Source organism: Streptococcus sp. HMSC065H07 (genome assembly GCF_001837325.1).
Taxonomy (GTDB): Bacteria; Bacillota; Bacilli; order Lactobacillales; family Streptococcaceae; genus Streptococcus; species Streptococcus salivarius_H.
In genome coordinates, this window is sequence record NZ_KV832051.1 from 10,662 (window position 1) to 37,546 (window position 26,885).

17 protein-coding genes and 1 pseudogene are annotated in these 26,885 nt (G+C 39.0%); 12 read left to right on the forward strand and 6 right to left on the reverse strand.

Annotated elements, in window-relative coordinates:
* Positions 1-904, reverse strand: a pseudogene (locus tag HMPREF2637_RS11700) (hypothetical protein); the annotation flags it as partial.
* A gap of 61 nt (positions 905-965) precedes the next feature.
* Here HMPREF2637_RS11700 and HMPREF2637_RS11705 point away from each other — a divergent pair.
* A complete protein-coding gene (locus HMPREF2637_RS11705) occupies positions 966-1,109 on the forward strand; it encodes an LPXTG cell wall anchor domain-containing protein (RefSeq protein WP_073686508.1) in 144 nt (47 codons plus the stop codon).
* Between the two features lie 203 nt (positions 1,110-1,312).
* On the opposite strand, the gene HMPREF2637_RS10070 is transcribed toward HMPREF2637_RS11705, so the two are convergent.
* Positions 1,313-1,756: a hypothetical protein gene (locus HMPREF2637_RS10070; RefSeq protein ID WP_064524578.1), complete on the reverse strand. Its 444-nt coding sequence runs from the start codon at positions 1,754-1,756 to the stop codon at positions 1,313-1,315.
* Positions 1,757-2,372: 616 nt separating this feature from the next.
* Between HMPREF2637_RS10070 and HMPREF2637_RS10075 the strand changes: the two genes are divergently transcribed.
* The 7 genes from HMPREF2637_RS10075 to HMPREF2637_RS10105 all read left to right on the forward strand — a co-directional run bounded on the left by HMPREF2637_RS10075 (position 2,373) and on the right by HMPREF2637_RS10105 (position 16,046).
* The gene (locus HMPREF2637_RS10075; RefSeq protein WP_064524580.1) at positions 2,373-6,725 is read left to right on the forward strand and encodes a glycoside hydrolase family 70 protein; all 4,353 of its coding nucleotides are present in this window, start codon (positions 2,373-2,375) and stop codon (positions 6,723-6,725) included.
* Between the two features lie 778 nt (positions 6,726-7,503).
* Positions 7,504-11,487: a mucin-binding protein gene (locus tag HMPREF2637_RS10080; RefSeq protein WP_064524582.1), complete on the forward strand. Its 3,984-nt coding sequence runs from the start codon at positions 7,504-7,506 to the stop codon at positions 11,485-11,487.
* A gap of 271 nt (positions 11,488-11,758) precedes the next feature.
* Complete coding sequence (locus tag HMPREF2637_RS10085) at positions 11,759-12,508, forward strand: MBL fold metallo-hydrolase (protein WP_064524583.1); 750 nt, start codon at positions 11,759-11,761, stop codon at positions 12,506-12,508.
* 104 nt (positions 12,509-12,612) lie between these two features.
* Positions 12,613-13,176, forward strand: coding sequence for a sugar O-acetyltransferase (locus HMPREF2637_RS10090; protein ID WP_002883560.1), 564 nt, complete (start codon positions 12,613-12,615; stop codon positions 13,174-13,176).
* A 122-nt stretch (positions 13,177-13,298) separates the two neighbouring features.
* Positions 13,299-13,709, forward strand: a complete 411-nt coding sequence (locus HMPREF2637_RS10095) for a MarR family winged helix-turn-helix transcriptional regulator (protein WP_064524585.1) — start codon at positions 13,299-13,301, stop codon at positions 13,707-13,709.
* A 25-nt stretch (positions 13,710-13,734) separates the two neighbouring features.
* Positions 13,735-15,120 carry an MFS transporter gene (locus HMPREF2637_RS10100; protein WP_064524587.1) on the forward strand — a complete coding sequence of 462 codons (1,386 nt, stop codon included), beginning with the start codon at positions 13,735-13,737 and terminating at the stop codon, positions 15,118-15,120.
* A 167-nt stretch (positions 15,121-15,287) separates the two neighbouring features.
* Complete coding sequence (locus HMPREF2637_RS10105; protein WP_070840111.1) at positions 15,288-16,046, forward strand: CPBP family intramembrane glutamic endopeptidase; 759 nt, start codon at positions 15,288-15,290, stop codon at positions 16,044-16,046.
* A gap of 52 nt (positions 16,047-16,098) precedes the next feature.
* On the opposite strand, the gene HMPREF2637_RS11005 is transcribed toward HMPREF2637_RS10105, so the two are convergent.
* The 3 genes from HMPREF2637_RS11005 to HMPREF2637_RS10125 all read right to left on the reverse strand — a co-directional run bounded on the left by HMPREF2637_RS11005 (position 16,099) and on the right by HMPREF2637_RS10125 (position 18,937).
* Positions 16,099-17,450, reverse strand: a protein-coding gene (locus HMPREF2637_RS11005) for an IS3 family transposase (RefSeq protein ID WP_141760047.1) whose coding sequence is annotated in 2 segments (ribosomal slippage) — positions 16,099-17,000 and positions 17,000-17,450 — 1,353 coding nt in all. Because the reading frame shifts where the segments join, the coding sequence is not laid out codon by codon here.
* A 120-nt stretch (positions 17,451-17,570) separates the two neighbouring features.
* A complete protein-coding gene (locus tag HMPREF2637_RS10120; protein ID WP_070840116.1) occupies positions 17,571-18,446 on the reverse strand; it encodes a LysR family transcriptional regulator in 876 nt (291 codons plus the stop codon).
* 140 nt (positions 18,447-18,586) lie between these two features.
* Positions 18,587-18,937: a helix-turn-helix domain-containing protein gene (locus tag HMPREF2637_RS10125; RefSeq protein WP_037598004.1), complete on the reverse strand. Its 351-nt coding sequence runs from the start codon at positions 18,935-18,937 to the stop codon at positions 18,587-18,589.
* Between the two features lie 350 nt (positions 18,938-19,287).
* On the opposite strand from HMPREF2637_RS10125, the gene HMPREF2637_RS10130 reads away from it, so the two are divergent.
* The 4 genes from HMPREF2637_RS10130 (at position 19,288) to HMPREF2637_RS10145 (ending at position 23,814) form a co-directional block, all read left to right on the forward strand.
* Positions 19,288-20,913, forward strand: a complete 1,626-nt coding sequence (locus HMPREF2637_RS10130) for a malolactic enzyme (RefSeq protein WP_070840128.1) — start codon at positions 19,288-19,290, stop codon at positions 20,911-20,913.
* 77 nt (positions 20,914-20,990) lie between these two features.
* On the forward strand, positions 20,991-21,938 hold the full coding sequence (locus HMPREF2637_RS10135; protein ID WP_070840148.1) for an AEC family transporter: 948 nt from the start codon (positions 20,991-20,993) through the stop codon (positions 21,936-21,938).
* Between the two features lie 62 nt (positions 21,939-22,000).
* A complete protein-coding gene (locus tag HMPREF2637_RS10140) occupies positions 22,001-22,669 on the forward strand; it encodes a putative bifunctional lysylphosphatidylglycerol flippase/synthetase (RefSeq protein ID WP_070840164.1) in 669 nt (222 codons plus the stop codon).
* A 134-nt stretch (positions 22,670-22,803) separates the two neighbouring features.
* Positions 22,804-23,814 (forward strand): hypothetical protein, encoded by a 1,011-nt coding sequence (locus HMPREF2637_RS10145; protein ID WP_070840166.1) that lies wholly within the window; start codon positions 22,804-22,806, stop codon positions 23,812-23,814.
* Positions 23,815-23,925: 111 nt separating this feature from the next.
* Here HMPREF2637_RS10145 and HMPREF2637_RS10150 read toward each other — a convergent pair.
* The coding region (locus HMPREF2637_RS10150; protein WP_070840168.1) for a glucosyl transferase at positions 23,926-26,885 on the reverse strand (2,960 nt) is incomplete at its 5' end.

Sequence of the window (26,885 nt, forward strand, 5' to 3'; positions counted from 1 at the left end):
CCGCTTCATCAAGCGTTTCAGTATCAGAGTCAGCTTCTACATCAGCATTCTTGAGTGCCTCTGAAAGCACAAGTGCTTCAACAAGTATTTCAACTTCGTTGAGTACCTCAGCAAGTCTTTCAGTATCAACAAGTGTATCTGAGTCATTGTCTGCGTCCGCTTCAGCATTAGCCTCAGAGTCGACTTCTGTAAGTACCTCAATTTCAGAGTCTGCATCAACAAGTGCGTCTGTATTAGAATCACAGTCTGTTTCAACCTCAGTTTCTGCGTCAGTCTCATCCAGCGTCTCCGCTTCAGCAAGTGCATCTGAGTCAGCCTCAGCCTCAGTATCAACTTCAGTAAGTGTCTCAATTTCAGAGTCGCAATCAGTATCGAACTCAGAATCTGTTTCAACCTCAGTATCACTGAGTGAGTCACTCTCAGTAAGTTCTTTGATTTCTACAAGTGAGTCTGTATCGTTGAGCGAATCGCAGAGTGCAAGTGTCTCTGAATCATTGTCTGTATCCGCTTCAGTCTCTGCCTCAGAATCAACTTCTGAAAGTACCTCAATTTCAGAGTCGCAATCAGTAGCGAACTCAGAGTCCGTTTCAGCGAGTGCGTCTGTGTCTGCCTCAGAATCCGTTTCAAACTCAGAATCATCAAGCGCGTCAGCTTCAGCAAGTACATCCGCTTCAACAAGTGTATCTGAGTCATTGTCTGAATCAGTTTCAGCGAGTGCATCAGTGTCTGAATCACAATCTGTTTCAAACTCAGTATCACTGAGTGAGTCACTCTCAGTAAGTGCATCGATTTCTACAAGTGAGTCTGTATCGTTGAGCGAATCGCAAAGTGCAAGTGCATCTGCATCATTGTCTGCCTCAGAATCAGTAAGTTCGACAGAATCAGCTAGTGCCTCTGAAAGCACAAGTATTTCAACAAGTGTATCTGAGTCATTATCAACCTCTGCATCAACAAGTGTTTCTGAAGTGAGGGATCCTAAGCACAAACATGGTAGCCAAGCTCTTCCGAAGACTGGTGAGGAAAACTCATCATTAGGTATGGCCTTGGGTGTCTTGGCAACTGCAACTGGTCTTGGATTTCTTGCTAAACGTAAGAAAAATGAAGAATAGGACGAAGATTATTCGTATTTTAGGATTATAATAGTCTTTGCAATGCTTAGATAAGCACAATAAAAAACACCTTCATGTTAGATAACCATTCTAGCTAAGAGGTGTTTTTTGATTTAGAGATGTTGTGGAAGTTTCAAAATGGAACTGACTTTTTGAAATACTAATGACTACATAAAAATAAGAGACCACTTGAACATGGTCTCTTATTTGTTGTCTTGCTCATTATCTTGTTTATACATCACAGTTCCCACTGTTACTAGAATAGTTAACAGAATCGGTATAACTCGAAAAACTCCCCAGTCGGGGTCATAGGCCAAAACGATAGAAGCTATATAAAAAACGATGCTTGTGTATAAGAAGTTTTTATTAGCTTTTTTACGCCCAATACCTGTAAAAATAGTTGCAATGATAAAACTAATCAAACTAGGTGCTAGGAAAATTATTATAACCATTCCCCAAGGATTTGACAGGCCTAAGAGCAAAAATAAGGCAAGATAAACGATAGCTAAATAAAAGGCGACTGCAAGGAGAATAGAAGCAAGCCTGTTGTCTGGAGAATTATTCTTAATGAGCTCTTGATTATTGAACTCTTGACCAGTCTTATCCTTATCTTGGCTTGTGTTGAAGTTTGTATGTTGTACTGACATCTTTCTCACCTTCCCCTCTATTTGTTTCTAAATAGTTTAACTCTTTCTACCTTTATTATACTCCTTTTTCCTTGTTTTCAGCAGGATAGATAAGCTTTTGAGGCATTTTTTTTGATGAATTGTCTGGTTTTTGTTCCCTTCGTTTTTGATGGAAAAGAGTATTTTTAATTATCGCTAGAGTGACCTAATTTGACCCTTTGACACCTCAGTAAGTAATGAATGGCTTAGATAGTTAGAATTTAGTTTCTGTATGAGAAGATAGTCTAAAAAAGACACTATCTTGACAGACCTAATGGTTTGGTAAGGATGGTATTTTTTGTCGCTTTGAGAGAAGTGCCTTAAGGATTTTGTGAATTTTCATTAGATTTTCTTGTAATCCCATTAAAAGAAGTGCCTTATCAATAATCATTCTAAATAGCCATAGAGTGTCAGTTTTCTGTTTCTCAATGAACTAAAATGACCATTTTTATATTTCTAAACACTCATTTAAAGCTAATGTCATTAAAACAATAAAAGGACTTTTCTAAAAATTATGAAAATTTATCGAATCTTATTGAAAAAAAGCTTTCAATGATTTAGAATGAAGCTATAAATGGGAAAAAGGAGTCTTTTTATTATGGACAAAAAAGTACATTATAAAATGCACAAAGTTAAGAAACAATGGGTAACCATCGCAGTTACAGGGATGTCGCTCGGTGCAGTCTCAGCGGTTTCTTTAGCGACTAACGACGGTGTCGTTCAGGCCGACGAACACACGGATGCTACTGTAGCCATCCCCGATATTACTGTTGATACGGGAACTGTATCAAACGATACAACGGCTGCTCAGGATCCAACTACAGCAGTTGCAGCGACAAACGATGTCGCAACTGACCAAGCAGCTCCAACAGCAACTTTCGATTTGACAACTGATACAACAAATACAGTTGCAGCGAATGCTGTTGATACGGCAGCGCCAGTCGGTACTGATCGTGCGGCAACTACAACAGATACAACAGCAACCAATGATACAGCTGTTGATACGACAAATAACAACACTACAACTGACACAACAACAGTTACTGATCGCGCAGCGACACGTGAACGTCGTGCGACTGGTGCTCGACGTGGTCCTACAGGAGGCCGTCGTGCTACCCCAGTTAACGGCAATACAAATAATGCCAACAATACTGTCACAGTAGTAAACAACGACCTTCCAGCAACTAACAATGTCGTAACTGATGGTCCAAGTCACATCAAAACAATTGATGGAAAACAATACTACGTTGAAGATGACGGCACTATTCGTAAGAATTATGTCCTTGAACGTAACGGCGGAAGCCAATACTTCAACGCTGAAACTGGTGAATTGTCTAACCAAAAAGAATACCGTTTCGACAAGAACGGTGGAACAGGTTCATCAGCTGATAGTACAAACACAAACGTTACTGTAAATGGTGATAAAAATGCTTTTTATGGTACAACTGATAAAGATATCGAACTTGTTGATGGTTACTTTACTGCCAACACATGGTACCGTCCAAAAGAAATCTTGAAAGATGGTAAAGAGTGGACTGCCTCAACTGAAAATGACAAACGTCCATTGCTTACGGTTTGGTGGCCAAGCAAGGCTATCCAAGCGAGCTACCTCAACTACATGAAGGAGCAAGGTCTCGGTACCAATCAGACCTATACGTCATTCAGCTCACAAACTCAAATGGACCAAGCAGCGCTTGAAGTTCAAAAACGTATTGAAGAACGTATTGCGCGTGAAGGTAACACTGACTGGTTGCGTACAACTATCAAAAATTTCGTGAAGACCCAACCAGGTTGGAATTCAACTTCTGAAAATCTTGATAACAGCGATCACTTGCAAGGTGGTGCCCTTCTCTATAACAACGATAGTCGTACAAGCCATGCTAATTCTGATTATCGTCTCTTGAACCGCACACCAACTAGCCAAACAGGTAAACACAATCCTAAGTATACTAAGGATACAAGTAACGGTGGTTTCGAGTTCTTGTTGGCTAATGATATCGACAACTCAAACCCAGCGGTTCAAGCTGAGCAGTTGAACTGGCTCCACTACATCATGAACATCGGTACTATTACTGGTGGTTCTGAAGATGAAAACTTCGATGGTGTTCGTGTCGATGCCGTGGATAATGTCAATGCTGACCTTCTTCAAATTGCTTCAGATTACTTCAAAGCTAAGTATGGTTCTGACCAAAGCCAAGATCAAGCCATTAAACACATGTCTATCTTGGAAGCGTGGTCTCACAATGACCCATACTACAATGAAGACACTAAAGGTGCCCAATTGCCAATGGATGACCCTATGCACTTAGCATTGGTATATTCACTCTTGCGTCCAATTGGTAACCGCTCAGGAGTTGAACCACTTATTTCAAATAGTATCAATGACCGTTCTGAAAGTGGTAAAAACTCTAAACGCATGGCTAACTACGCCTTTGTTCGTGCTCACGATTCAGAGGTACAATCAATCATTGGTCAAATCATCAAAAATGAAATCAACCCTCAATCAACAGGGAATACCTTCACGCTTGATGAAATGAAGAAAGCCTTTGAAATCTACAACAGAGACATGCGTAGTGCTAACAAGCAATACACACAATATAATATTCCATCAGCATACGCCTTGATGCTTACGCATAAGGACACTGTGCCACGTGTTTACTATGGTGACATGTACACAGATGATGGTCAATATATGGCCCAAAAATCACCATATTATGATGCTATTGAAACCCTCTTGAAAGGCCGTATCCGCTATGCAGCCGGTGGTCAAGATATGAAGGTTAACTACATCGGTTATGGTAATACTAATGGTTGGGATGCTGCAGGTGTCTTGACATCTGTACGTTATGGTACAGGGGCTAATAGTGCTTCTGATACTGGTACAGCAGAAACACGTAACCAAGGTATGGCAGTTATCGTTTCAAACCAACCTGCCCTTCGTTTGACAAGCAACTTGACAATTAACATGGGTGCGGCTCACCGTAACCAAGCTTATCGTCCATTGCTTTTGACAACAAACGATGGTGTGGCTACTTACTTGAATGATAGCGATGCTAACGGCATTGTCAAATACACTGATGGTAACGGTAATTTGACATTTAATGCAAACGAAATCCGTGGTATCCGTAACCCTCAAGTTGATGGTTACCTTGCAGTTTGGGTACCAGTAGGTGCTTCTGAAAGTCAAGACGTGCGTGTAGCACCAAGTAAAGAAAAGAACAGCAGTGGTTTGGTTTATGAATCAAATGCTGCCCTTGATTCACAAGTTATCTACGAAGGTTTCTCTAACTTCCAAGACTTCGTCCAAGATTCATCACAATACACTAATAAGAAGATTGCTGAAAATGCAAACCTCTTCAAATCATGGGGTATCACATCATTTGAATTTGCACCACAGTACGTTTCAAGTGATGATGGTAGCTTCCTTGACTCAGTCATCCAAAATGGTTATGCTTTTACAGACCGTTATGATATTGCTATGAGTAAGGACAATAAGTACGGTTCATTGGCTGACTTGAAAGCAGCTCTTAAATCACTCCACGCTGTAGGTATCTCAGCGATTGCTGACTGGGTTCCAGACCAAATCTATAACCTTCCAGGTGATGAAGTGGTTACAGCAACTCGTGTTAATAACTATGGTGAAACTAAAGATGGAGCAATCATCAATCATAGCCTCTACGCTGCTAAGACACGTACTTTTGGTAACGACTACCAAGGTAAATATGGTGGTGCCTTCCTTGATGAATTGAAACGTCTTTACCCACAAATCTTTGATCGTGTTCAAATCTCTACTGGTAAACGTATGACTACTGACGAGAAGATCACACAGTGGTCTGCGAAGTACATGAATGGTACTAACATTCTTGACCGTGGTTCAGAGTACGTGCTTAAGAATGGTCTAAGTGGTTACTACGGTACAAATGGTGGTAAAGTTAGCCTTCCAAAAGTAGTCGGAAGCAACCAATCTACTAACAACGACAACCAAAACGGTGATGGTAGTGGTAAGTTTGAGAAGAGCTGGGGCAGTGTTTACTATCGTTATAACGATGGCAAACGTGCTAAGAATGCCTTTATCAAAGATAACGACGGAAATGTTTACTACTTTGATAACTCAGGTCGCATGGCAATCGGTGAAAAGACTATCGATGGTAAACAATACTTCTTCCTCGCTAATGGGGTGCAATTGCGTGATGGTTACCGTCAAAACCGTAGAGGTCAAGTATTCTACTACGACCAAAACGGTGTCTTGAATGCAAACGGTAAACAAGATCCAAAACCAGATAACAACAATAACAATACATCAGGCCGCAATCAATTTGTTCAAATTGGTAACAACGTTTGGGCATACTACGATGGTAATGGTAAACGTGTGACAGGTCACCAAAACATCAATGGTCAAGAACTTTTCTTCGACAACAATGGTGTCCAAGTTAAAGGGCGTACTGTTAATGAGAATGGTACTATCCGTTACTATGATGCAAACTCAGGTGAAATGGCTCGCAACCGTTTTGCTGAAATTGAACCAGGTGTTTGGGCTTACTTCAATAATGATGGAGCAGCCGTAAAAGGTTCACAAAACATCAATGGTCAAAACCTCTACTTTGATCAAAATGGTCGTCAGGTTAAAGGTGCTTTGGCTAATGTTGATGGCAATCTTCGTTACTATGATGTAAATTCAGGTGAGCTTTACCGCAATCAATTCCATGAAATCGATGGTAGCTGGTATTACTTCGATGGTAATGGTAATGCTGTCAAAGGCATGGTTACTATCAATGGTCAAAACCTCCTCTTTGATAACAATGGTAAGCAAATCAAAGGTCATTTGGTTCGTGTGAACGGCGTTGTTCGTTACTATGATCCAAATTCAGGTGAGATGGCTGTTAACCGTTGGGTTGAAGTGAGTCCAGGATGGTGGGTTTACTTTGACGCTCAAGGCCGAGGACAAATCTAATCGTTTCCAAACTGTATGAACCGAGACAGTAGTCTCGGTTTTTATGGCATGTTCGGATTTCGTTAAGGATTTAATGATGGCTGAACAAGTGATTTTAAAACCATCTTGAGTTAGTCATGATAGTCTGATAGTAATCATTACATCTGTAGTTCCATGAAAAAGTAATCATGCTAAAAAAGCTATTAGTTATTTATAACTTAATACGAGAAACTTGAGAAAATGGGGAATTTCATTAAATGGTTCCAATCTATTGACGAAGCGTAAAAGTCAATCTATACTAAAAGTAATGCTAGTTATTCATTGGCATTCCATAGTCGAGGACTAGGCACAGACCTTCTCTGTGCCATTCTCTTAGGTTGTTCCCTTACAACTGAGGTAAGGTTCTAGTCTTTCAAAGATGAGAAGTAGTTGTGATAGTTTATAGTCTATTTCTTATGAGAGTGTCTTTAGGGAGAGAAAGCTCCATTAAAGACTCATCATTTAAGTTATCGGGGTAATCTCATTTTGATGTCACTTTCATAAACTACTTGATAGATATTGCACATTAAAGCACTATTTTTTCACTTAGGGGTTAAAATGATTAAAGTTCTTACACCTTACTTGTAAAAATTCGATTCTCGTATTATAGTATATATAAGAGATATCAAAAATTTTAATCTTTGATAAGAACTTGTTAGCTTCTCCGAGGGAAAATGAAATCTTAATAGAAAAGATTTCCATGAGAACTTAGCAAGTATAGGATTTTATTTCTCATAAAAAGAAGAAAGGGGGAGTATTTTTGAGAGCCTATAGGGAAGATGCGACTGAAGCAGCAGCAAGAACTGCCGAAGAGCATATTGCACATAAATCAGCGGACTCTGATTTAGTTGATACTATAGATCTTTCTAAATTATTGACTAACCCAAAAAGTCGCTCTGACCACAGTGCCCCCTCTCCATTAGATTTTGCTAGAGCTGACGAAGCCCTCTTTGATAATCATGCCCAATCGGAAACCGTGAGGATTCCATCTAAGCAAGAGATTATTTTTCAAGGAGCAGATTCTAAAACTCCAGACCCTGAAGTCATGGAAAATCATGTTTTTACGGGGACTAGAGATAGGAAGACTGGCTTAATCGAATGGGACAAGGACAGTTATACCTATCCTAAGATATCGGTACCAGTTGTCCAGGGCTATTTCGCTGACCAAAAAGAAGCGGGTTTTAACGTTGTCACACCCTATGTGCCAACGGTAACGGAACATGTGACCTATAGGAAATTGGGACGCATTATCCCTGTGACAGAAGATGGGGAATATATTCCAGGTGCTTTGACTAAGCAGTATAACAATAACAAAAAAGATCCACGAAAGGCGGGTGAGACAGCAACACCAGCTGTTCAAGATTATATGACAGATATTAAAAGTGTAGTACCGAACAAACCAGGAGGGGATACTCCGGTTGTGTATCGTAAAATTTTCAAGAAAGCCAGCATCACTTATATTGATGAAACTACCGGTGCTTACTTGGTTAGTGACCAGTTGACCGGGGAATTGGGTGAAGCGATTGAATACGGAACAGCAACACGTATCAAGACTTTCAAGGACATGGGATATGACTTGATTCAGGACGAATTCCCTAAAGATGCCATTTTTGATGACAAGGATATTGATGATCAAGAGTGGTTTGTCCTCTTGCAACACGATGTTGCCAAGGTAGGGCCTGACCATGAGCAAGTCCCAGATACTCCAATCAATCCTAATAATCCAGATGGACCTAAGTGGCCATCTAAGTATGCTTACGAGAAAGAAGTAAGCTTCACAGTCTTTTACAAGAGTACAGATGGCAATGCGGATTTACCAGATGCTGATGTGCAAAATGCTTATTGGGTCCGTACCCTTACCTTTGACAAGGTCACTGGTGAGCTTGTTGACGAGACAGAATGGTCACCAAACAAGACCAAGTATTATGACATCTATGCACCAGTTGTTTTAGGCTATTTTGCAGATAGAGTAGAAGTTAAAGGTAGAGAAGTTACTGAAGATAACATCGAAGAAACCATTACCTACGTTCCACTTGGTAAGATCATTCCTATTGATGCAAATGGACGCTTGATTCCAAACGTTCCAACGCCAACCTTCAACAACGATGCCAATAACCCAACTAAGGTTAGTGAGACACTTGTTCCTCACATTCCGGGTTATCGTCCAATGCAACAAAGTGTCATGCCTGAGAGCTTGACAGACGATATTCTTGTTGAGTACGCTCCAATCCTTGAAGATGTAACGCAACCAACCTTGCAAACGGTCTTCTTCAAAGGAGCTGGCGAAGCAACACCGTCTGTTAATATCCAGTCTGACTTTACTTTCACTGGTAAGTACAATCAAGCAGAAGACACTTACACTTGGGATCAAGACAGCTATACCTTTGCTAAGGTTAATGTCCCAGTTATCGAAGGTTACTATGCGGACAAGGCAGTGGCTGGTATGCAGGTTGTTACACCTGATAAACCAGAAGCCACAGACAGTGTTGTCTATAAAGAACTCGGTAAGATTATCCCTGTTGATACCTTTGGTAATCCAATCGCGGATGCAGAACCAGTTCATTATGCTAATGATCCTCAAGATGCTACGCAAGTTATTGAAACACCAGCACCACAAGTTGCTGGCTACCAAGCTGAAAGTGAATTGGTATTGCCAATTGACCTCAGCATGGACCAAACCTTGGTTTACGAACCAATCTTGGATGATATCACACAAGATACGAAACAAACGGTTACCTTCCAAGGTGCAGGCTACAAAGATCCAGTTATCAACATTCAAGATAGCTTCAGCTTCCACGGTAAGTTTAACCAAGTGGAACAAACAAGCACTTGGGATCAAGAAAGCTTCACTTATGATGTTGTAGAAGTTCCAGTAGTTGAAGGCTTCTATGCAGATAAACGTCAAGCTGGTGGACTTGAAGTTCGCCCAGACCTTCCAGAAGTGGAAGATACAGTAACTTACACAGAACTTGGTAAGATTGTTCCAGTAGATGAGTATGGTACACTTATTGAAAATGCACCTACTCCAAGCTACAACAACGATCCAGAAGATCCAACCATGGCTATGGAAACAGTCGTTCCAGATGTTCTTGGTTACATTTCTGAAAAGGCCTTTATTACTCCAGAACACCCAGGTCAAGATACCAACGTGGTTTATGCTAAGGATGAGCAAAAAGCTATTATCCTTTACATGAATGAGCTTGATAAGTCAGAATTGACTCGTGATGTTGTTGTCGGAAGCTCAGGTGAGAAGATTGACTACTCTACTGATGAACAAATCGCAAACTTGCTCAAACAAGGTTATGAACTTGTCAACGATGGTTATGCAGAAGCCTTTGACCACACTTACAATGGTGACTCTGACTTTGACCAAGTCTTCGAAGTGGTTCTTCGTGAACGTTTGGTTCTTATCGACCCAGATATGCCAGCACCAGTTGCAGGTGAAGTCGTAGATCCAAATGATGTGAATAGCCCAGTTTGGCCAAATAGCGTAGAGATGCTTGAAAACCGTGCCGATGTGACACGTACCATCCAGTATGTCTTCGAAGAAGGTGGCTTGGCTAGCGACGACTACGTTGAAGTTCTTGATTTCAAACGTTTGGCTAATGTTAACCTTGTGACAGGTGCTATCAATTATGAAGCATGGTCAAGTACTCAAGCTGGCTTCTCAGCTGTTCCTTCACCAGAGGTTGTCGGATTTACACCAGACCGTATGGAAGTCGCTGAAATGACAGAGGTTTCTGTGGAAACTCCTGAAATCATGGAAGTGGTTACTTACCTCAAGGATGCTCAGAAAGCTACAGTCACTTATGTTGACGGTACAACTCGTAAGAAACTTGAAGTGGTCGACTTGCTTGGTAAATCAGGCGAAGTTATTGAATACTCAACAATCGAACGTATCAAGTACTATAGCGACCGTGGTTATACCCTCCTTGCAGATGGCTTCACAAACGGTGTGATCTTTGATGGCGATTCACATGTTGACCAAAACTTCATGGTTACCCTTCGTCATGGTACCGTTCAAGTAGGTCCAGATAACATCCAAGAAGCTGGTACACCAATCAACCCAGCTAACCCAGATGGTGCCAAATGGCCAGAACGCGAAAGCTACATCAAAGACGTAACCTTCACAGTTCTCTACACATCTAGCGATGGACAAGCAGAACTTCCTGCTAATAACATCCAAACTGCTCAATGGACACGTAGCTTGACTATTGATAAGGTTACAGGTGAAGAGCTTGGTTCAAGCTACTGGACTTCAAATAAAGGTCAGTTTGAAACAGTTATCACTCCTGAAGTAGAAGGCTATAGCGCTGATAAGGATAAGGTTGAAGGTAAGACAGTAGGTCAACGTAACCTTGAAGAAACGGTAGTCTATATCCCACTTACAGGCGATATTAACGGTAAACCTAAGGAAGACAAGGCAGACGATATCATTGTTGAAGAGATCCAAGACCTAGAAGTTCTCGACCAAGTCGAAGAGCAAGTGGAATCTCATGATGGACCAGTCACTTATGGACCAGGCGATGACTTTGAAGCACCTGTTTCAAGTCAAGCTGAGGGTAAAGGCTCTAAACACAAGATGCCAATTAATCTCTCAAATGAGGAAGAAGCAAGTAAAGGTAAGATTGAAGAAACCATCAATATCGCTGGCTTCACCGTATCGGTAACAGGTCTAGGACTTGGCCGCAACGGACGTAAAAAGAAAAATAAAAAAGATCACAAAGATCAAAAGGACAAATAATATAAAGCCCTGAATGACTCAGGCATGCCCAGACAGAAAGAAAATCTCAAGTTGCTTAGTGCACTTGGGATTTTTTTGTGGATTACCTAACCGAGGTCTGTGGAAACTAAGTATTTTAAACGTAAAAGAAGGTGTCGAACATACGCTGGTATTGATAAAAGTGATGATAAAAACTATAATCTAGTTACAAGAGCTATGTACTAAAATGCTCATTCCATTGTTGTTAATGACTAGTTTTTCAACTTGTCGCTTATTTTAAAAAAGAGGTACTATGTCTATTTCGTTTACTTATTGTGGCGTTGCATGTGGCGTCATCTCCATTGGTAATCAATTTCATATCGGAATTGATCCTGACTTGTCTCCTAAAGGAACTTTAGTTCAGTTTAAAGGATTTGTCTCCGAGAAACAAACTCATGTTCATAAGGATAAATCTCTTCTTAGCAAAGTTGATGTATGGCTAATTACTCACGGGCATCAAGATCATTTGGATGATCTAGGGAAAGATTATCTGAAAGGGAAGATGGTTATTTCTCCCAATAAAAAAATTTTAGATGGGGTGCCATGTTTAAATAATAGTGTTTTAAGATGGGGAGAAGAACAAGCATTTCAAGTCGCTGACTACTGTATCACCATTAAAGCCTTACCGGCTTATCATGCCAGTAATTACATCATGCGAAAGATAGTTGGTAAGGTAAATGGCTATCAACTAACAATCACCAGTTCATCAGAAACTAAAGTCATTTATTTTACCGGTGATACTGTTTTGTACCCAGACTTAACCCGAAATGTCCCTAAAAATATAGATGCTATTTTTGCTAATTTAGGTGCTGTAAAATCAGGTTCTTTTGGTGGACCATTTACCATGAACTTAAAAATGTTAAACCGAATGAATGATCTCCTTCAACCTAAAAGGATTTATCCCATTCATATTGATGATTATAGTCATTACAAGACAACTAAAAATGAAGTTGAAACAGCAGGTTATAGGGTTTTAGCTGTTGGTGAGACCATCGATATATAATTAAGTAGAATAAAGACTTTACATACTTTTGTATGGGAGTCTCACTTGTGGTAACATCACTTCTATACTACAATATAGAAGAAGAAACAAAAAAGGAGTATGCCATGCCAACTGAATATGAAAAGATGATTGCAGGTGACTTTTATAAACCTAGCGATCCAGAGTTACGTGCTCTAGCAGCCAGCTCAAGAGAAAAACAATGGGCCTTCAATGCTGAGCCTGACCGTCTCAAGAGGGCAGAGATTGTTAAATCTTGGTTTGGTTCGACTGGTGAAAATGTTGCCATGAATCCTCAGTTCGTTACGGATTACGGTGTTAATATCCATATCGGTGAAAATTTTTATTCCAACTGGAATTTGACCATGTTGGATATCTGTCCTATCACGATTGGTGACAATGCCATGATTGGCCCTAATTGTCAGTTTTTGACGCCCTTGCATCCGCTTGATCCAACCGAGCGTAATTCAGGCATTGAATATGGTGCTCCAATTACAATCGGTGATAATTTCTGGGCCGGTGGAGGCGTGATTATCCTTCCTGGCGTGACCTTAGGGGATAATGTAGTTGCTGGAGCAGGAGCTGTTGTGACTAAGTCCTTTGGTGACAATGTGGTTCTAGGTGGAAATCCGGCGCGTGTGATTAAGGAAATTCCTGTAAAGAAAGACTAAATATAGCAACTCAAGGATTCTATGTCCTTGAGTTTTCTAATTTTTGAAAGAATCTATTGACTTGAGCTAATAATTCTTCTATACTGCTAGTTAGCTAACAATTTAGTTAAGGAGTCATTATTTTGGACCATTTTGGGCGCTTGTTAAAACAAGCCAATAACAATATGATGCGTCATTTTGACCAGTTTGCTAGGCAGTATGATTTGACTGGAAATCAGATGGCTGTCATTGATTTTATAACCAATCATGCGGATCAAGAAGTCTTTCAACGGGACATTGAGCACGAATTTGAGATTCAGCGTTCGACAACGACAGTTCTCTTACAACGGATGGAGAAAAAAGGCCTTATCGAACGACATACCTCATCGAAAGACGCTAGGCAAAAAGCGGTTGTTTTAACGGATAAGGCAGTAAAAATCGCGTCTGCCTGCCAATCCTATCTTCGAAAAGAAGAGGAAGAGTTTGCCCAGCAATTTTCATCTGAAGAGAGAGAAGTCTTTCTCAAAATCTTACAACACTACCGCAATATTTAAGTTTATATAGGAGGAACAAATACTTATGTCAGACGAAAAAATCTCCACTAAGATCCTGTGTGCCATCTTTGCGACAGGAATCCTTTCTTTTTGTGGAGTGGCTGGTGAAACAGCTATGAACATCACCTTTCCTGTATTGATGAAGGCATTTTCGGTTAATACGTCAACAGTACAGTGGGTTACAACCATCTACCTATTAGTCGTTGCTTGCGTGGTGCCCTTATCTGCCTATCTCAAGCGCTCGTTTAAGATGAAAACCATCTTTCTTGTCGCAAACCTTTTGTCTATCTTAGGTGTTCTCATTGACTTTATAGCTCCTAGTTTTAGCTTTGTTGTTTTGGGACGATTGGTTCAAGGGATGGGAGTTGGTTTTGCCCTACCTCTCATGTTTAACATCATTTTGGAGCAGGTGCCAAGTCGTAAGATTGGTCTCATGATGGGAGTTGGGACACTGATTACAGCAGTTGCACCGGCGATTGGACCAACTGTTGGTGGACTTTTGACGGCACATTTTGGTTGGCGTTCTATCTTCCTCATTCAGTTTCCTATTCTCTTGGCTTCACTGATTGCAGGGCTTCGCTCGATTGAGCAAAAGAGTGAGGTTAAACGTGAATCTTTAGATATCCTCAGTCTACTGGCTACCATCTTTCTTTTCTTGGGCCTGATTTTAGGTCTTCATGGGGTTGCTGAACATGCCTTCTTCAGCTTCTCAGTCTTAGGTTGGCTTTTGATTGGGATCTTAGGTCTTGTCATTTTGATTTGGCGTTCTACAACATTAGAAAATCCCATCATCAACCTCTCTATTTTGAAAAATCGTAAACTGACAGGTCATATCATCGCTTTCTTTTCTTTTCAATTGGGTTCCCTTGCGATGAGTTTCCTCTTGCCAAACTATGTGCAGTTGGTTAACCACTCTAATACCACTCTTGCAGCCTTGATGCTTCTCCCAGGAGCTATCATTGGTGCAGGATTTGCTCCGTTTTCGGGTATCATTTTAGATAAGATGGGAGCTCGTAAACCAATTCTGATTGGAGCAAGCCTTATTGTTCTTGCTCAGTTGCTATTTAGCTTGTTTGGCCTCTCCCTTTCAAATACTTTGATTCTCGCCTTTTACATGATTTTCATGACGGGACTTGGGGTTGCCTTTGGTAATGTCATGACCAATGGACAGAAACAACTGTCGCTTGATCAACGAGCCGATGCTAATGCCATCTTTAACACGCTTCAGCAATTTGCAGGAGCAGTGGGAACAACACTAGCATCTCTAATTGTTGCTATGAGTCAAGCTAATCATAAGATTGACTTTGCACGAGCAACGGCTCAAGGTAGTCGAAATGGCTTTGTGGTCCTATTTGTTTTGGCTATTTTCCAACTCCTTGTCTTAGTTAGTGTTGTTAAAAAGAATGATTAATAACAAGTTTGAAGCAAAGGAAACATGCTTTCCCTTGCTTTTTCTTTCCTTAAATGAAATACTAATCTTACTGCAAATTTTAGTATTATGTTAAGGTTTATGACTTATAATAAACCTTAAAGAATAAACCAGTCTTCGATGAAGAGGATAGAAGAAAGGAAAGACCAATGTCTTTACTCAAGAAAATTCGTCCCGAACAACCACTAAAGAATCTGAGGTGGTTTGATATCGGTATTGTTACGCTCATTATGTTTGGACAGTTTATTGTCCGTTCGACTGAAATATATTTGGCAAGTTTGGCTCCGACCATAGCGACAACAGTTACTGAGACGTCAACAAATACAGCCAGTGAAGGAGCAGCTTACTCTAGCAATTTCACCTTGCAGATTATTCTCCTAGCTTTAGCGATTATTTATCTGTGGATACGCCATTTTGACTTTAAACAATTACCTATACGTCTAAAGTGGTCTGTTCTCTTTTGGGTACCCTTTATTTTCGCTATCATGGGCTTATTTGCTGATATTGTAAGTACTTTGTCAGGACAATATAATTATTTTAGTCCTCAAGTTCTAGCCTTTATTAGCCCTATGGCTGTGATTGATAAGTTTATGGCTTTGTCACCTATGGCGATTGCTTATGGGTTGCTCAACGGTTTCTACGAGGAATTTTTCTTCCTAGGACTCTTGACCTCGGTTAAGGACAAGTATAAGTGGTTGGTCTTACTCTTTTCAACCATTGTTCGTGTGTCCTTCCATACCTATCAGGGCATGCTATGGGCTCTGGTTATCGGTGTGGCCTTTGGTCTCCTCTATTATTTCCTTTATAAATACAAGGTTAAAAACTTGCTTCCATTTTTCCTCGTTCATGCCTTGGCGGATATGTTTGGCTTGAGTCTCATTTATCTCTTGGTAAACTGGAATTATTAGTAAAACAACTCCCTTCGTTTATGTACTGACCCCAAAAAGTTAGACAAATAATTTAAGCAAAGGATTTAGTTCTGTATTGCACAGGACTAAGTCCTTTTAGTTTTATCTTAATGCGTTTGTTATTGTAATAATTAATATAGTCTACAATAGCTTGTTCCAAATGCTCAATTGACTTAAACGTCTTCTCATAACCATAAAACATCTCAGACTTAAGAATGCCAAAGAAGGATTCCATCATGCCGTTGTCTGGACTATTGCCTTTACGTGACATGGAGGCTTGGATTCCTTTCTCCTCTAAAAAATGATGATAGAAATCATGTTGATATTGCCATCCCTGATCACTGTGTAGAATAGTTTTCTCATAGCACTTCTCTGTGAAGGCTTGTTCCAACATCATTTTTACTTGTGCTAAGTTGGGCGAAGTAGAAAGATTGTAGGCGATAATTTCGCTGTTAAAACCATCTAAAACTGGTGATAAATAGAGTTTTTGGCTGCTTGCTGGAATGGCAAACTCTGTCACATCTGTGTAGCACTTTTCCATTGGTTTTAATGCTTCAAACTGGCGTTGAATGAGATTCTCTGCTTTCTTACCAACCTCTCCTTGATATGAAGAATACTTACGTTTACGACGAATTCGAGCACTTAAACCAAGAACCTTCATCAGACGTTGCACTTTCTTATGATTTACCATGAAGCCACGATTTCTCAATTCAAGAGTCATTCGACGATAGCCGTAATTTCCTTTATGCTCACAATAAATTGATTGAATTTCAGCTTTAAGCACTTTATCTTTGTCAAATCCATCTAGTTGTTTCAACTGATAGTAGTAAGTTGAGCGAGCTAAACCAGCCGTTTCAAGAAGTAAATCTAGTCGAAATCCTCCTGTGACCATTTCTCTAATTGTCTCTGCCTTTCTCGCTGTAAGGCTTCGTCCCTGTCTTCTAGTTCTTTTAACTTTTTTAGGTAAGCCACCTCGGTACGTAAGCGTTCATTCTCCTCTTGGAGTCGTTCTAGTTCTGTCATTTCTTCCCAAGTTTTCTTACGTTTACGTCCCATTTTAGGTACTCTCTCTCTTGTTTTTTCAACAATAGTATACCCATTTTTCTTGTATTGTGCTATCCAATTTTTCAACAGAGAAGGATTGGGTAGAGCATAATCTAAAGATACACTTTTTCGTGAACGACCTTCAAGCAACACTTTATTAATTATTTCTTCCTTTAATTCGGGAGAATAGTAACGATTCTTCCCTTTTTTGACGATTTCTATTCCGTAACGTTCAATCAACCTCACCATATATTTTAGTCCAGAAACATCCACACCAAATCTTTTGGAAAGCTCTTTGAAGCTTCTCCCTTGTTTTCTCAGTTCATATATCTGAATCTTGTCCTCATAAGTTAATTTCATAATAAAAACACCTCAAAAATTAGATTTTTTCTGTCTAACTTTTGGGGTGCAGTTCATTAAGTACGAGGGGAGTTTCCTTTTATTGTTAGATGTATCTTAATTAGCTTAGTATTATCGCTTTTAATTTAATAGTTCTTGGAAGAAGTTTTCTACCTCAGGATGAAGATTAGTTTCCTTAAGTGTAACTAGTGAAACATAAAGCGACATGCGTTCCTCTTTAACCATTGGGATAGAAATTAAATCTTTGTCTTCCTTTGTTATAGCGATTTCAGAAAGAAGACTGATACCAATTTTTTTACGAAGGAGTTGCTTAAGCAAATTAATATCATCTGTTTGAAAGAATGGTGTTGCAGCATGATGATATTGATTATTCAAATGTTGAAAAGCATTTAGATGAACAAAATGTTCGTCTAAAATAATAAAATTTTCATTTAGAACATCAGAGAAAGCGATAGCTTCCTTATCTGCCAATGAGTGGCCTGAAGGTAGAATATAATAAAGATCACTTGTCATAAGAGTTTTAACTGAAAATCGTTTATCGATAATCGGTTCTAAGCTTCCAATAAAACTGGCATCTAGCTCTCCCTTAGACAAGAGGTTTAGAAGTTCAATAGACCCTTCTTGTATAGGGTGAATATTTCGAAGTGCTGAGACATTTTCAATAAAAGCAGGCTCTTTACGAACAAGATAGTCAATGATAAGAGGCGGAAACCCAATTGTATCATAGGGAGAAATGCTTCGAAGTATTTCTTTTTGGGCACCTTGTATTTCTGGAAGAGCTTTCTTTACATGTCGTAACAATATATCACCTTGTGGAGTTAGCTTAAATGTCCTATGTGAAGGATCATGCACAAGTAATTGGCAATGAAACTCCTTTTCTAAACGTTTAATGGCATAAGAAATAGATGGTTGACTCACCCCGTTTTTTCGAGCTACTTCAGTGAAAGATTGCAAGTTACTTAGGTCATAAAAATAGTATAAGTCTTTAAGATTCATAAAATCACACTTTCAAAAAATTGTTAAAAAGAGTTACATAGACAAGGCTAGATGAGACGATAAGTAAATATTATCCGTAGTGATGTGTTTGACTATAACTTTTTTATTGAGTTAGAATATGATGATGAGTCAGGAGATGATTATAGGTTATCAAGAATATCTTCAAAAATAGCTAGGATTTTCTCCCTTTTATCAACAGGAACTTGTTTCAGCTTCATGTTAACTCTTTTCAATGAGAGATTATCGGTTTGGTCAGTGGTGGGCTCGAGGCTATTGAAATTGAAAAAGTCCTCTGGTGTCAAGTTTAAGGCGACAATCACTTTTTCTAGACTGTGAATGGTCAGATTCACATTTTGGTTTTCTAATTGATTGATATACTTGAGTCCGAGTCCTGCCTGTTCCGAAAGTTCCTCCTGGCTCATTTTGTTTTGTTTACGAAAATATTTCACTTTTTGTGAAATATATTTTTGTAGATAATTATTAGTTGTCATATAAACAGAATACAAGTTTTAAATGACAAAAATAACTTTTTAAACAATACAAAGTATACTATAAAATCCATATTGTTGTTTATTAGTTCAATATGCTAGTACTCTATTAGTACCATCACAATTGTTGCTACTATACAGCCTGTAAAACAAATGTGTTATACGGTTAGGCACAGATAAAGTGGTTGTCCATTTGTATCTGGAGGAAAGATGATAACTGGTTGTATAGTTGATTCTGTCATAATTCTTTTTGCCCATTATAACATAAAAGAAATGAGTGGACACTATAAAGTACATTGTTCTTTAAAACGACTATTTAAGTAGTATAATATAAGTAAAAAGGAGGTTGCACTATGACTGCACATGATATTTTAAACAATCCTTTCCTCAATAAAGGTACTGCCTTTACCTTAGAGGAGCGAAAGGAACTAGGCCTTATTGGTTTACTGCCACCGTATGTTCAAACGATTGAAGAACAAGCGACGCAAACTTATGCACAAATGCAAACAAAAGCCAATGATTTGGAAAAGCGTCTTTTCCTAATGGAAATTTTTAATACCAACCGGACTCTTTTCTATTACCTCTTTTCTCAACATTTGGAGGAATTTAATCCGATTGTATACGATCCAACCATTGCAGATACCATTGAAGGCTATAGTGACCTCTTTGTCGATCCACAATATGCGGGATATCTTGATATCAATCATCCTGAAAATATTGAAGCCACTTTGAAAAATGCTGCTGGGGATCGCGAGATTCGTCTCATTGTTGTAACAGATGCAGAAGGAATCCTTGGAATCGGTGACTGGGGAACAAATGGTGTCGACATTTCTGTTGGGAAATTGATGGTTTATACGGGTGCTGCTGGAATCGATCCTTCTATGGTCCTTCCTTTAGTTATTGATGCAGGGACTAACCGTGAAGAACTTCGTAACAATCCTAATTACTTAGGGAATCGTCATGAACGGGTTCGCGGAGATCGTTACTACGACTTCATTGACCAATTTGTTCAAACAGCAGAACGTCTCTTTCCTAAACTCTACCTTCACTGGGAAGACTTCGGTCGCTTGAATGCTGCTAATATTCTTGAAAAATACCGGAAACAAATTCCAACTTTTAATGATGATATTCAAGGTACAGGAATCGTTACCTTAGGTGGTATCTTTGGTTCACTGGATATTAGTGGTGAAAAATTAACAGATCAAGTTTATCTCTGCTATGGTGGTGGTACTGCGGGTGCAGGAATTGCCTCTCGTGTTCTTCGTGAAATGGTGAGTGAAGGTCTTTCTGAAGAAGAAGCCTATAAACGTTTCTTTATGGTTGATAAACAAGGTCTTCTCTTTGATGACATGGATGACCTAACTCCTGAACAAAAACCGTTTGCTAAGAAACGTACTGACTTTAGTAACGCAGACAAGTTGACTGACCTGCTTGAAGTAGTGAAGACTGTGAAGCCAACCATTCTTGTAGGAACTTCAACTCAACCTAATACCTTCACTAAAGAAATAGTAGAAGCTATGTGTGAAAACACAGAACGTCCGATGATTTTCCCTTTGTCAAATCCAACCAAACTAGCAGAAGCTAGTGCCAAAGATTTGATTGAATGGTCAGATGGCAAAGCTTTTGTCGCAACAGGAATTCCTGCTGATACAGTTTCTTATAAAGGTGTCGACTATGTGATTGGTCAAGCCAATAATGCCTTGATTTACCCAGGTCTTGGTCTAGGTATGCTGGCTTCTGAAGCAAGTCTTTTGACTGATGAAATGATTGGAGCAGCGGCTCATTCATTGAGTGGTATTGTCAATCCAGGCCAACCAGGAGCTCCTGTCTTGCCACCATTCAAGTATGTAGCAGATGTTTCTATTAAAGTAGCAGAAGCAGTCGCTAAAAAAGCACAAGAGCAAGGTCTTGCGCATGCTAAGGAAACAGATATGGCCAAAGCAGTTCGTGATTTGAAGTGGTATCCAGAGTATAAATAATTCACTGCTGCTGTCTATCCTTCGCTAGCAACAGATTTGTATGGGCTATGAACTTAAGTAATTTAGAAAGGATACCTATGTCACTCTTTTTAACCTCGATTACGAGTATCATTCCGATTATCGCTATCATTATTTTGGGGTATATTCTTCAGGTGAAGGGATGGTTTGGAGATGCCTTTGGATCTAACCTATCTCGTTTGATCATGAATGTAGCCTTGCCAGCGTCAATCTTTGTGTCGGTGATGAAATACCTAACACTAGATAAGCTAATCAGTCTTTCTGGAGGTCTCCTTTATACATTTGTGGCCTTTATCTTGGGATATAGCGTAGCTTATATTGCAGTTGTGCTTTTCAAGGTTCGTCCAGGACGGCGAGGAACCATGATTAATACCTTTGTGAATGCCAACACTATTTTTATTGGTTTACCTTTAAACGTTGCTCTTTTTGGGGATCAGGCTCTTCCTTATTTCTTAATTTACTATATCACCAACACGATTTCCACCTGGACATTGGGCGTGTATTTGATGACGAGTGACAGTAAATCGGGCCAAAGCAAGGAGACAAGTAAATTTGATTGGAAGAAATTGCTACCAGCTCCGCTTGTAGGTTTTCTTGTGGCTCTACTATTTTTGATTCTTCGAATCTCTATTCCAGATTTCGCAACGAATACCTTAACCTATGTTGGAAATATCGTCACTCCCCTATCTCTGATTTATATTGGTATCGTTCTTGCAAAGGCAGGCTTGAAAACTATTACTTTTGATAAAGATACAATTGTCACTTTAGTTGGACGCTTTATCCTAGCTCCTCTAATCATGCTTCTTGTATTGAAGTTCTTTGCACCAAATATGGCGACAGTAGAATTTAAGACCTTTATGATTCAGTCCGCTACACCAGCTTTAGCTGTTCTCCCAATCCTTGCTAATCAGGGCAAAGGAGATGTAGAATTCTCTACGAATGTGGTGACTCTAAGTACGGTTCTATTTATCGTTGTTATTCCAATATTACAAACTTTGTTAGGATAAGCGGAAGAGATTGTGAGAACAATTTTGAATGGCGTGAAAAATGGCAGAGACTTATCAAACTTGTGCTATTTTTATCTATTGCTAGTCTGGTTATTGTAGAGATAATCAGACTTTTTAAGACCATTTCGTTTGATAAGATTGGAGCAATCTTTGGAGAACTCTCTCCAATAAAAGTCATTAGTTTAGCTTTGCTTGGTTTTATGGCTGTTGCACCTATGGTATTCTATGATAAAATCTTAAATAAAGAGCTTAATCAGAAACAAAAATTATCTTACTTACTAGAGACAAGTTGGACTATTAATAGCTTGAATAATATGATTGGCTTCGCCGGTTTGGTGGATGTTGGTTTACGATATTCTTTCTATGGAGATGAGGAACGACTTGAAAAAAGTATGCAAGGAATTTCTCGTGTCATACCTTATTTTATGAGTGGTTTCTCACTGTTTGCACTGTTAAGTTTAGTTTTTATAATTATATTTTCTATTTCAATAGGGGTAAAAAAGTATTGGCCAGCTCTTTTAGGAGCTAGTCTATATCTTCCAATTGTTTTATTGGTTTCAAACAGAAAAAAATGGGCCTATTTTAGTCAACTGAGTGGAAGGACAATTAAATCTTTAGTATTTGCTTCTGGCCTTGATTGGGCTAGCGTATTAAGTTTTTTTCTTTTGGTTGGGTATGCTTTAGGCTATAATTTACCAATTTATGATATAATCCCCCCTCAAGGGATTTAGTTCTGTGTAAAACGGAGCTAAATCCTTTTTATTTAGTAAAATCAATACCATTAGGGAATGATTTGATTTTTATTAAAAATATGAGATAATAGACTCGGACTAAGTTTAAACAGCAACTTTAGAGGGAGACAATTATGTCAAAACGACTATTATCGGATGAGCCGAATACCCCCAAATCCCTTAAGGAACTTTTCTGGGAAAATGCGGAAAAAGCTCGTATGGGGGAATTTTGGAAAGACAAGAAGAGTTACAAAGAGCTTTCAGAAGCTACGGGGATTCCGTCAGGAAGCCTTCGGATGCTTTTCATGAACAAGCCTAAGGGAAATATTCCAAAGATTGTAACCATTACTAACGGTCTGGCCAAGGTGACTGGGAAAAACATTACACTTGGGAAGCTCTTAGCTCGAGATAATCAGCATGAGGGTTTTGAGTTTCCAAGAGATCCCGATCAGGTCACCCAGAACTTGTGGCACAACATTCGCAAGAAGCTGGAAATCACGGAAGATATGACTGAGGGGGAAGTCAGAGAACGCATGACAGCCTTTGTAGTCTCATCTGGTATGGCTCAAACCAACTATAACCTGATCAATCAAACAGGAACGGTATCGCTTGATACTTTGGAAAAATTTTCCAAAAGACTTAGAGTCGAGCCTTATGAATTGTTGGCAACTATAAGACGAAGGGAGATTGTTGATAAGGTTGAAGGTCCTATTCCTAAGGAAAATGTTAGCGACTCTCATATTGATATTGGCAAGCTTAATACTTTCATTAAATCACAACCTTACTCGCCCAATGGTCAAGAGGTGGCATCTGCAGACTTAAGCCCACAGAATCTCTATCATTATTATGCCAAGGGAAATGTCGGAGATATGCCCATAAAAACAGCCTATAAGTTTAAAAGACTAGTGGATATTTATGAAGCAGAATATGGTATTCTTGAACCTTCAAGCAGAGTTTTAGATGTTAAGGAATTGGAAAAATTCCTTTATAGCGGTATGATCACCGGTTATGCCATTTCTAAGACAGGGTTGATGAATGCGACCAATGGAAATCTCTATATCAAGGGCAAACGTCCTATCGAATCTATGCAATTGGATCGGGCCTTCGGTCTCTATAAACACCTAAAAAGACTGAAAAAGGACTAATAAATTCTTTACCTAACAAAAAGCCCAAATCAATAGTTTGATTTGGACTTTTTGTTTGTCGTTTATCTGTATGACGAATGAGAATAATTTTAGTCGATTTGCGGACTTATCTTACAATTGCTTCGCACGTCCATTTTCATCAAAGTGATAAGTCACACCATTGATGGTACGTGTTTGGTTGGTGACGAGCTCACCAGAGTTTTCATCGTAATAACGAGTCCCCTTGTAGTCTGTAACGAAATCGCCCTTCACTTGCTTACCTTCATAATCGAAGTAGAGGTGTTGACCATTGATGACTTGATCGAATAGGAGGGCCTTACCATCCTTACCGAAGTAGTACCAGTTGCCCTTCCAATTAACGAATTGGTTAGTTACCGCAGCTCCAGTTTCGGCGTCGAAGTAGTAAGTTGGGTTGTCTTCTGGTTTTTTTGTATCAGTATTATAAGAATAGAAGAACCAATTCGGTTTTCCTAAAGCGCCACGAATTTGTTTGTGGGTTTCATATTTATTGGTAGGATTGTAAGAAAAGTAATATAATTTTCCGTCGATTTCTTTAAGACCTGAAGCTTTATTTCCTTTTTCGTCTACGTAGTACCAATTATCACCAGACTTAATAAAGCCAGGTTTTTCGACAGCAGCACCTGTTTCATCATCGAAGTAAGGAGGATTGTCATAACGATCAAAAGAACCTCTCAAGACTTCTCCATCGTCTTTAATATAGTATCGTTTACCATTTATTGTTCGGTAGTTAGAATACTGTTTTTCGCTATCAAAGTAGTATAGTTTGCCATCGGCTTTGATGAATTGATTACGAGGAACTTCGTGACGAGCACCAGAGTCTTTATCGTAGTAGTAACCTTCTGCGATTGCGTCTTTAGCTTGTACTCCATAAGAGTCAAAATAAACCTGCACCCCATCAATAGTTTGTGAGCCTTTAAGGATATTTCCTTCCGCATCTGCATAGTACCATTTACCATCATGGCTGAAGTATTGATCTTTTACAAGAGCACCAGAGTCTTTATCATAGTATCTCATAGGAGTGCCAGATAGATGATATTTTTCTTTTATGACTAGTTTACCATCTTTGTCAGCAAATCCACCTTTAATTTGTTGCCCTGTATTAGTGTCAAAATGAACTTGAATACCATCGATAGTTTTATCACCTTTTAATGTTTTCCCATCATTGCCAATATAGTACCAATTATCGTTAACTTGGACATAGCGGCTTGTTCCTAAATCTACTTTAGCACCAGAATTTTTGTCGTAGAAGTAGCCATCATCGGCAAATGTACCTTTAATTTGTTGTCCATTGTAACGGTCAAAGTAAACTTGTACGCCATGGACAGTTTGTGGACCTTTTAAAATCTTTCCTTTATTATCTGAATAATACCACTTACCGTCGACTGTAAAGTACTTATCTTTAACAAGGGCTCCTGTATCTTTTTCGTAGAATTTAACAGGATCATTATTATAATTGTAATTCTCTTTACTAATTAGTTTGTCAGAGTAATCAACAAACCCACCTTTAATTTGTTCACCGGTATTTTTGTCGAAGAGATACTCGATATTATCAATTACAGTAGCACCTTTGACAGCTCTGCTGTCAGAACCAATAAAGTAAATCTTACCATTTGATGTGACAAACCTGTTAGTAACTAGATTACCAGAGTCTTTGTCGTGGAACTGTTGATTGTTATCAAACCCACCTTTGACCTGTTTACCGCTACGATCAAAATAAACATGAGCATTATCAATGGTCTGTTCACCAGTCAAAATTTTTCCATCATTACCAACATAGTACCAATTCTCTCCAATTTGAACATAACGGTTAGTACCAAGGTCTGTAAAGTTACCATAATGGTTATAGTAGTGACCGTCACCAAAATCATTAAAAAGTTGATGACCATCATAATTGCTGAAGTATACGGAGGCACCACTGATTGTTTGTGGTCCAGAAACACGTATACCATTCTCATCTACATAGTAACGTTCATATTTTTGTGTGTTCTTATTATAATCTATAATGTATTGGCTTTTAACAAGAGCACCGGAGTCTTTATCATAGTAGCGATATTTATAATCTGAGGAATCTCGAACAAATTTCCCCTTAATTTGTCTTCCATCGCTATCAAAATAGACCTGAACACCATCAATGGTTTGAGCTCCTTTTAGGATAGCACCATCATTTCCTGCGTAATACCATTTGCCATCTAGTTCGAAATAGCGGTTAGTACCAAAATCAACTTGTTTACCCTCCTTGTCGTAATAATAGCCATTAGGAGCAAATCTATCCTTAACTTGTTCACCATAGTTATCAAAATAATTCCAGATTCCGTTAATTACTTTGTGGCCAGTTACTTTATAACCATTTTCGTCTAAGTAATAGGTGCTACTATAAATGTTTGCGTAATTATTAGTAACAAGCTCACCGGAATCTTTATCGTAATAATGATTGTCTTTAGCAAAATTTCCTTTAACCTGTTTACCATCTTCATCAAAGAAAACTTTGATACCATCAATCGTTTGCGGTCCTTTTAAGATTTTCCCCTCACTTCCAATATAGTACCAATAATTGGAAATTTGGAAGTAGCGGTTAATCCCTAAGTCAGTTAATTTCCCATCTTTATCATAATAAAGTCCATTAGGATCAAATCTGTCTTTTAATTGTCTGCCATTATAATCGAAGTAATTCCAAACCCCATTAATTTCTTTGGAACCAATTACCTTATTTCCATTTTCGTCTACGTAGGAGTTAGTTATGGGAAAATCATTATAGTTAATTACATAGTTATTGGTAACAAGAGCACCAGAATCTTTGTCATAATAGTGACCGTCCCAGGCAAATTCCCCTTTAACCTGAACACCACTATCTCTAAAGTAGACCTTAACGCCATCAATAGTTTGTGGTCCAGTCAGGTCTTTACCACTAGCATCTTTATAATGCCAGTGACCATATGCATCACTATAGTATTGACCACCAGTGACATTGGTTTCGCTGTTTGAAGTTTCGTTAGCTGATGTAGCCTCATTGGTAGCTCGGTCTGTAGTTACAGCTTCGCGTGTTTGGCCTG

Coding starts and splice junctions, on each gene's coding strand:
- HMPREF2637_RS10070 (WP_064524578.1), bottom strand. CDS start 1,756: ATGTCAGTACAACATACAAACTTCAACACAAGCCAAGATAAGGATAAG.
- HMPREF2637_RS10075 (WP_064524580.1), top strand. CDS start 2,373: ATGGACAAAAAAGTACATTATAAAATGCACAAAGTTAAGAAACAATGG.
- HMPREF2637_RS10085 (WP_064524583.1), top strand. CDS start 11,759: ATGTCTATTTCGTTTACTTATTGTGGCGTTGCATGTGGCGTCATCTCC.
- HMPREF2637_RS10090 (WP_002883560.1), top strand. CDS start 12,613: ATGCCAACTGAATATGAAAAGATGATTGCAGGTGACTTTTATAAACCT.
- HMPREF2637_RS10100 (WP_064524587.1), top strand. CDS start 13,735: ATGTCAGACGAAAAAATCTCCACTAAGATCCTGTGTGCCATCTTTGCG.
- HMPREF2637_RS10105 (WP_070840111.1), top strand. CDS start 15,288: ATGTCTTTACTCAAGAAAATTCGTCCCGAACAACCACTAAAGAATCTG.
- HMPREF2637_RS10120 (WP_070840116.1), bottom strand. CDS start 18,446: ATGAATCTTAAAGACTTATACTATTTTTATGACCTAAGTAACTTGCAA.
- HMPREF2637_RS10125 (WP_037598004.1), bottom strand. CDS start 18,937: ATGACAACTAATAATTATCTACAAAAATATATTTCACAAAAAGTGAAA.
- HMPREF2637_RS10130 (WP_070840128.1), top strand. CDS start 19,288: ATGACTGCACATGATATTTTAAACAATCCTTTCCTCAATAAAGGTACT.
- HMPREF2637_RS10135 (WP_070840148.1), top strand. CDS start 20,991: ATGTCACTCTTTTTAACCTCGATTACGAGTATCATTCCGATTATCGCT.
- HMPREF2637_RS10145 (WP_070840166.1), top strand. CDS start 22,804: ATGTCAAAACGACTATTATCGGATGAGCCGAATACCCCCAAATCCCTT.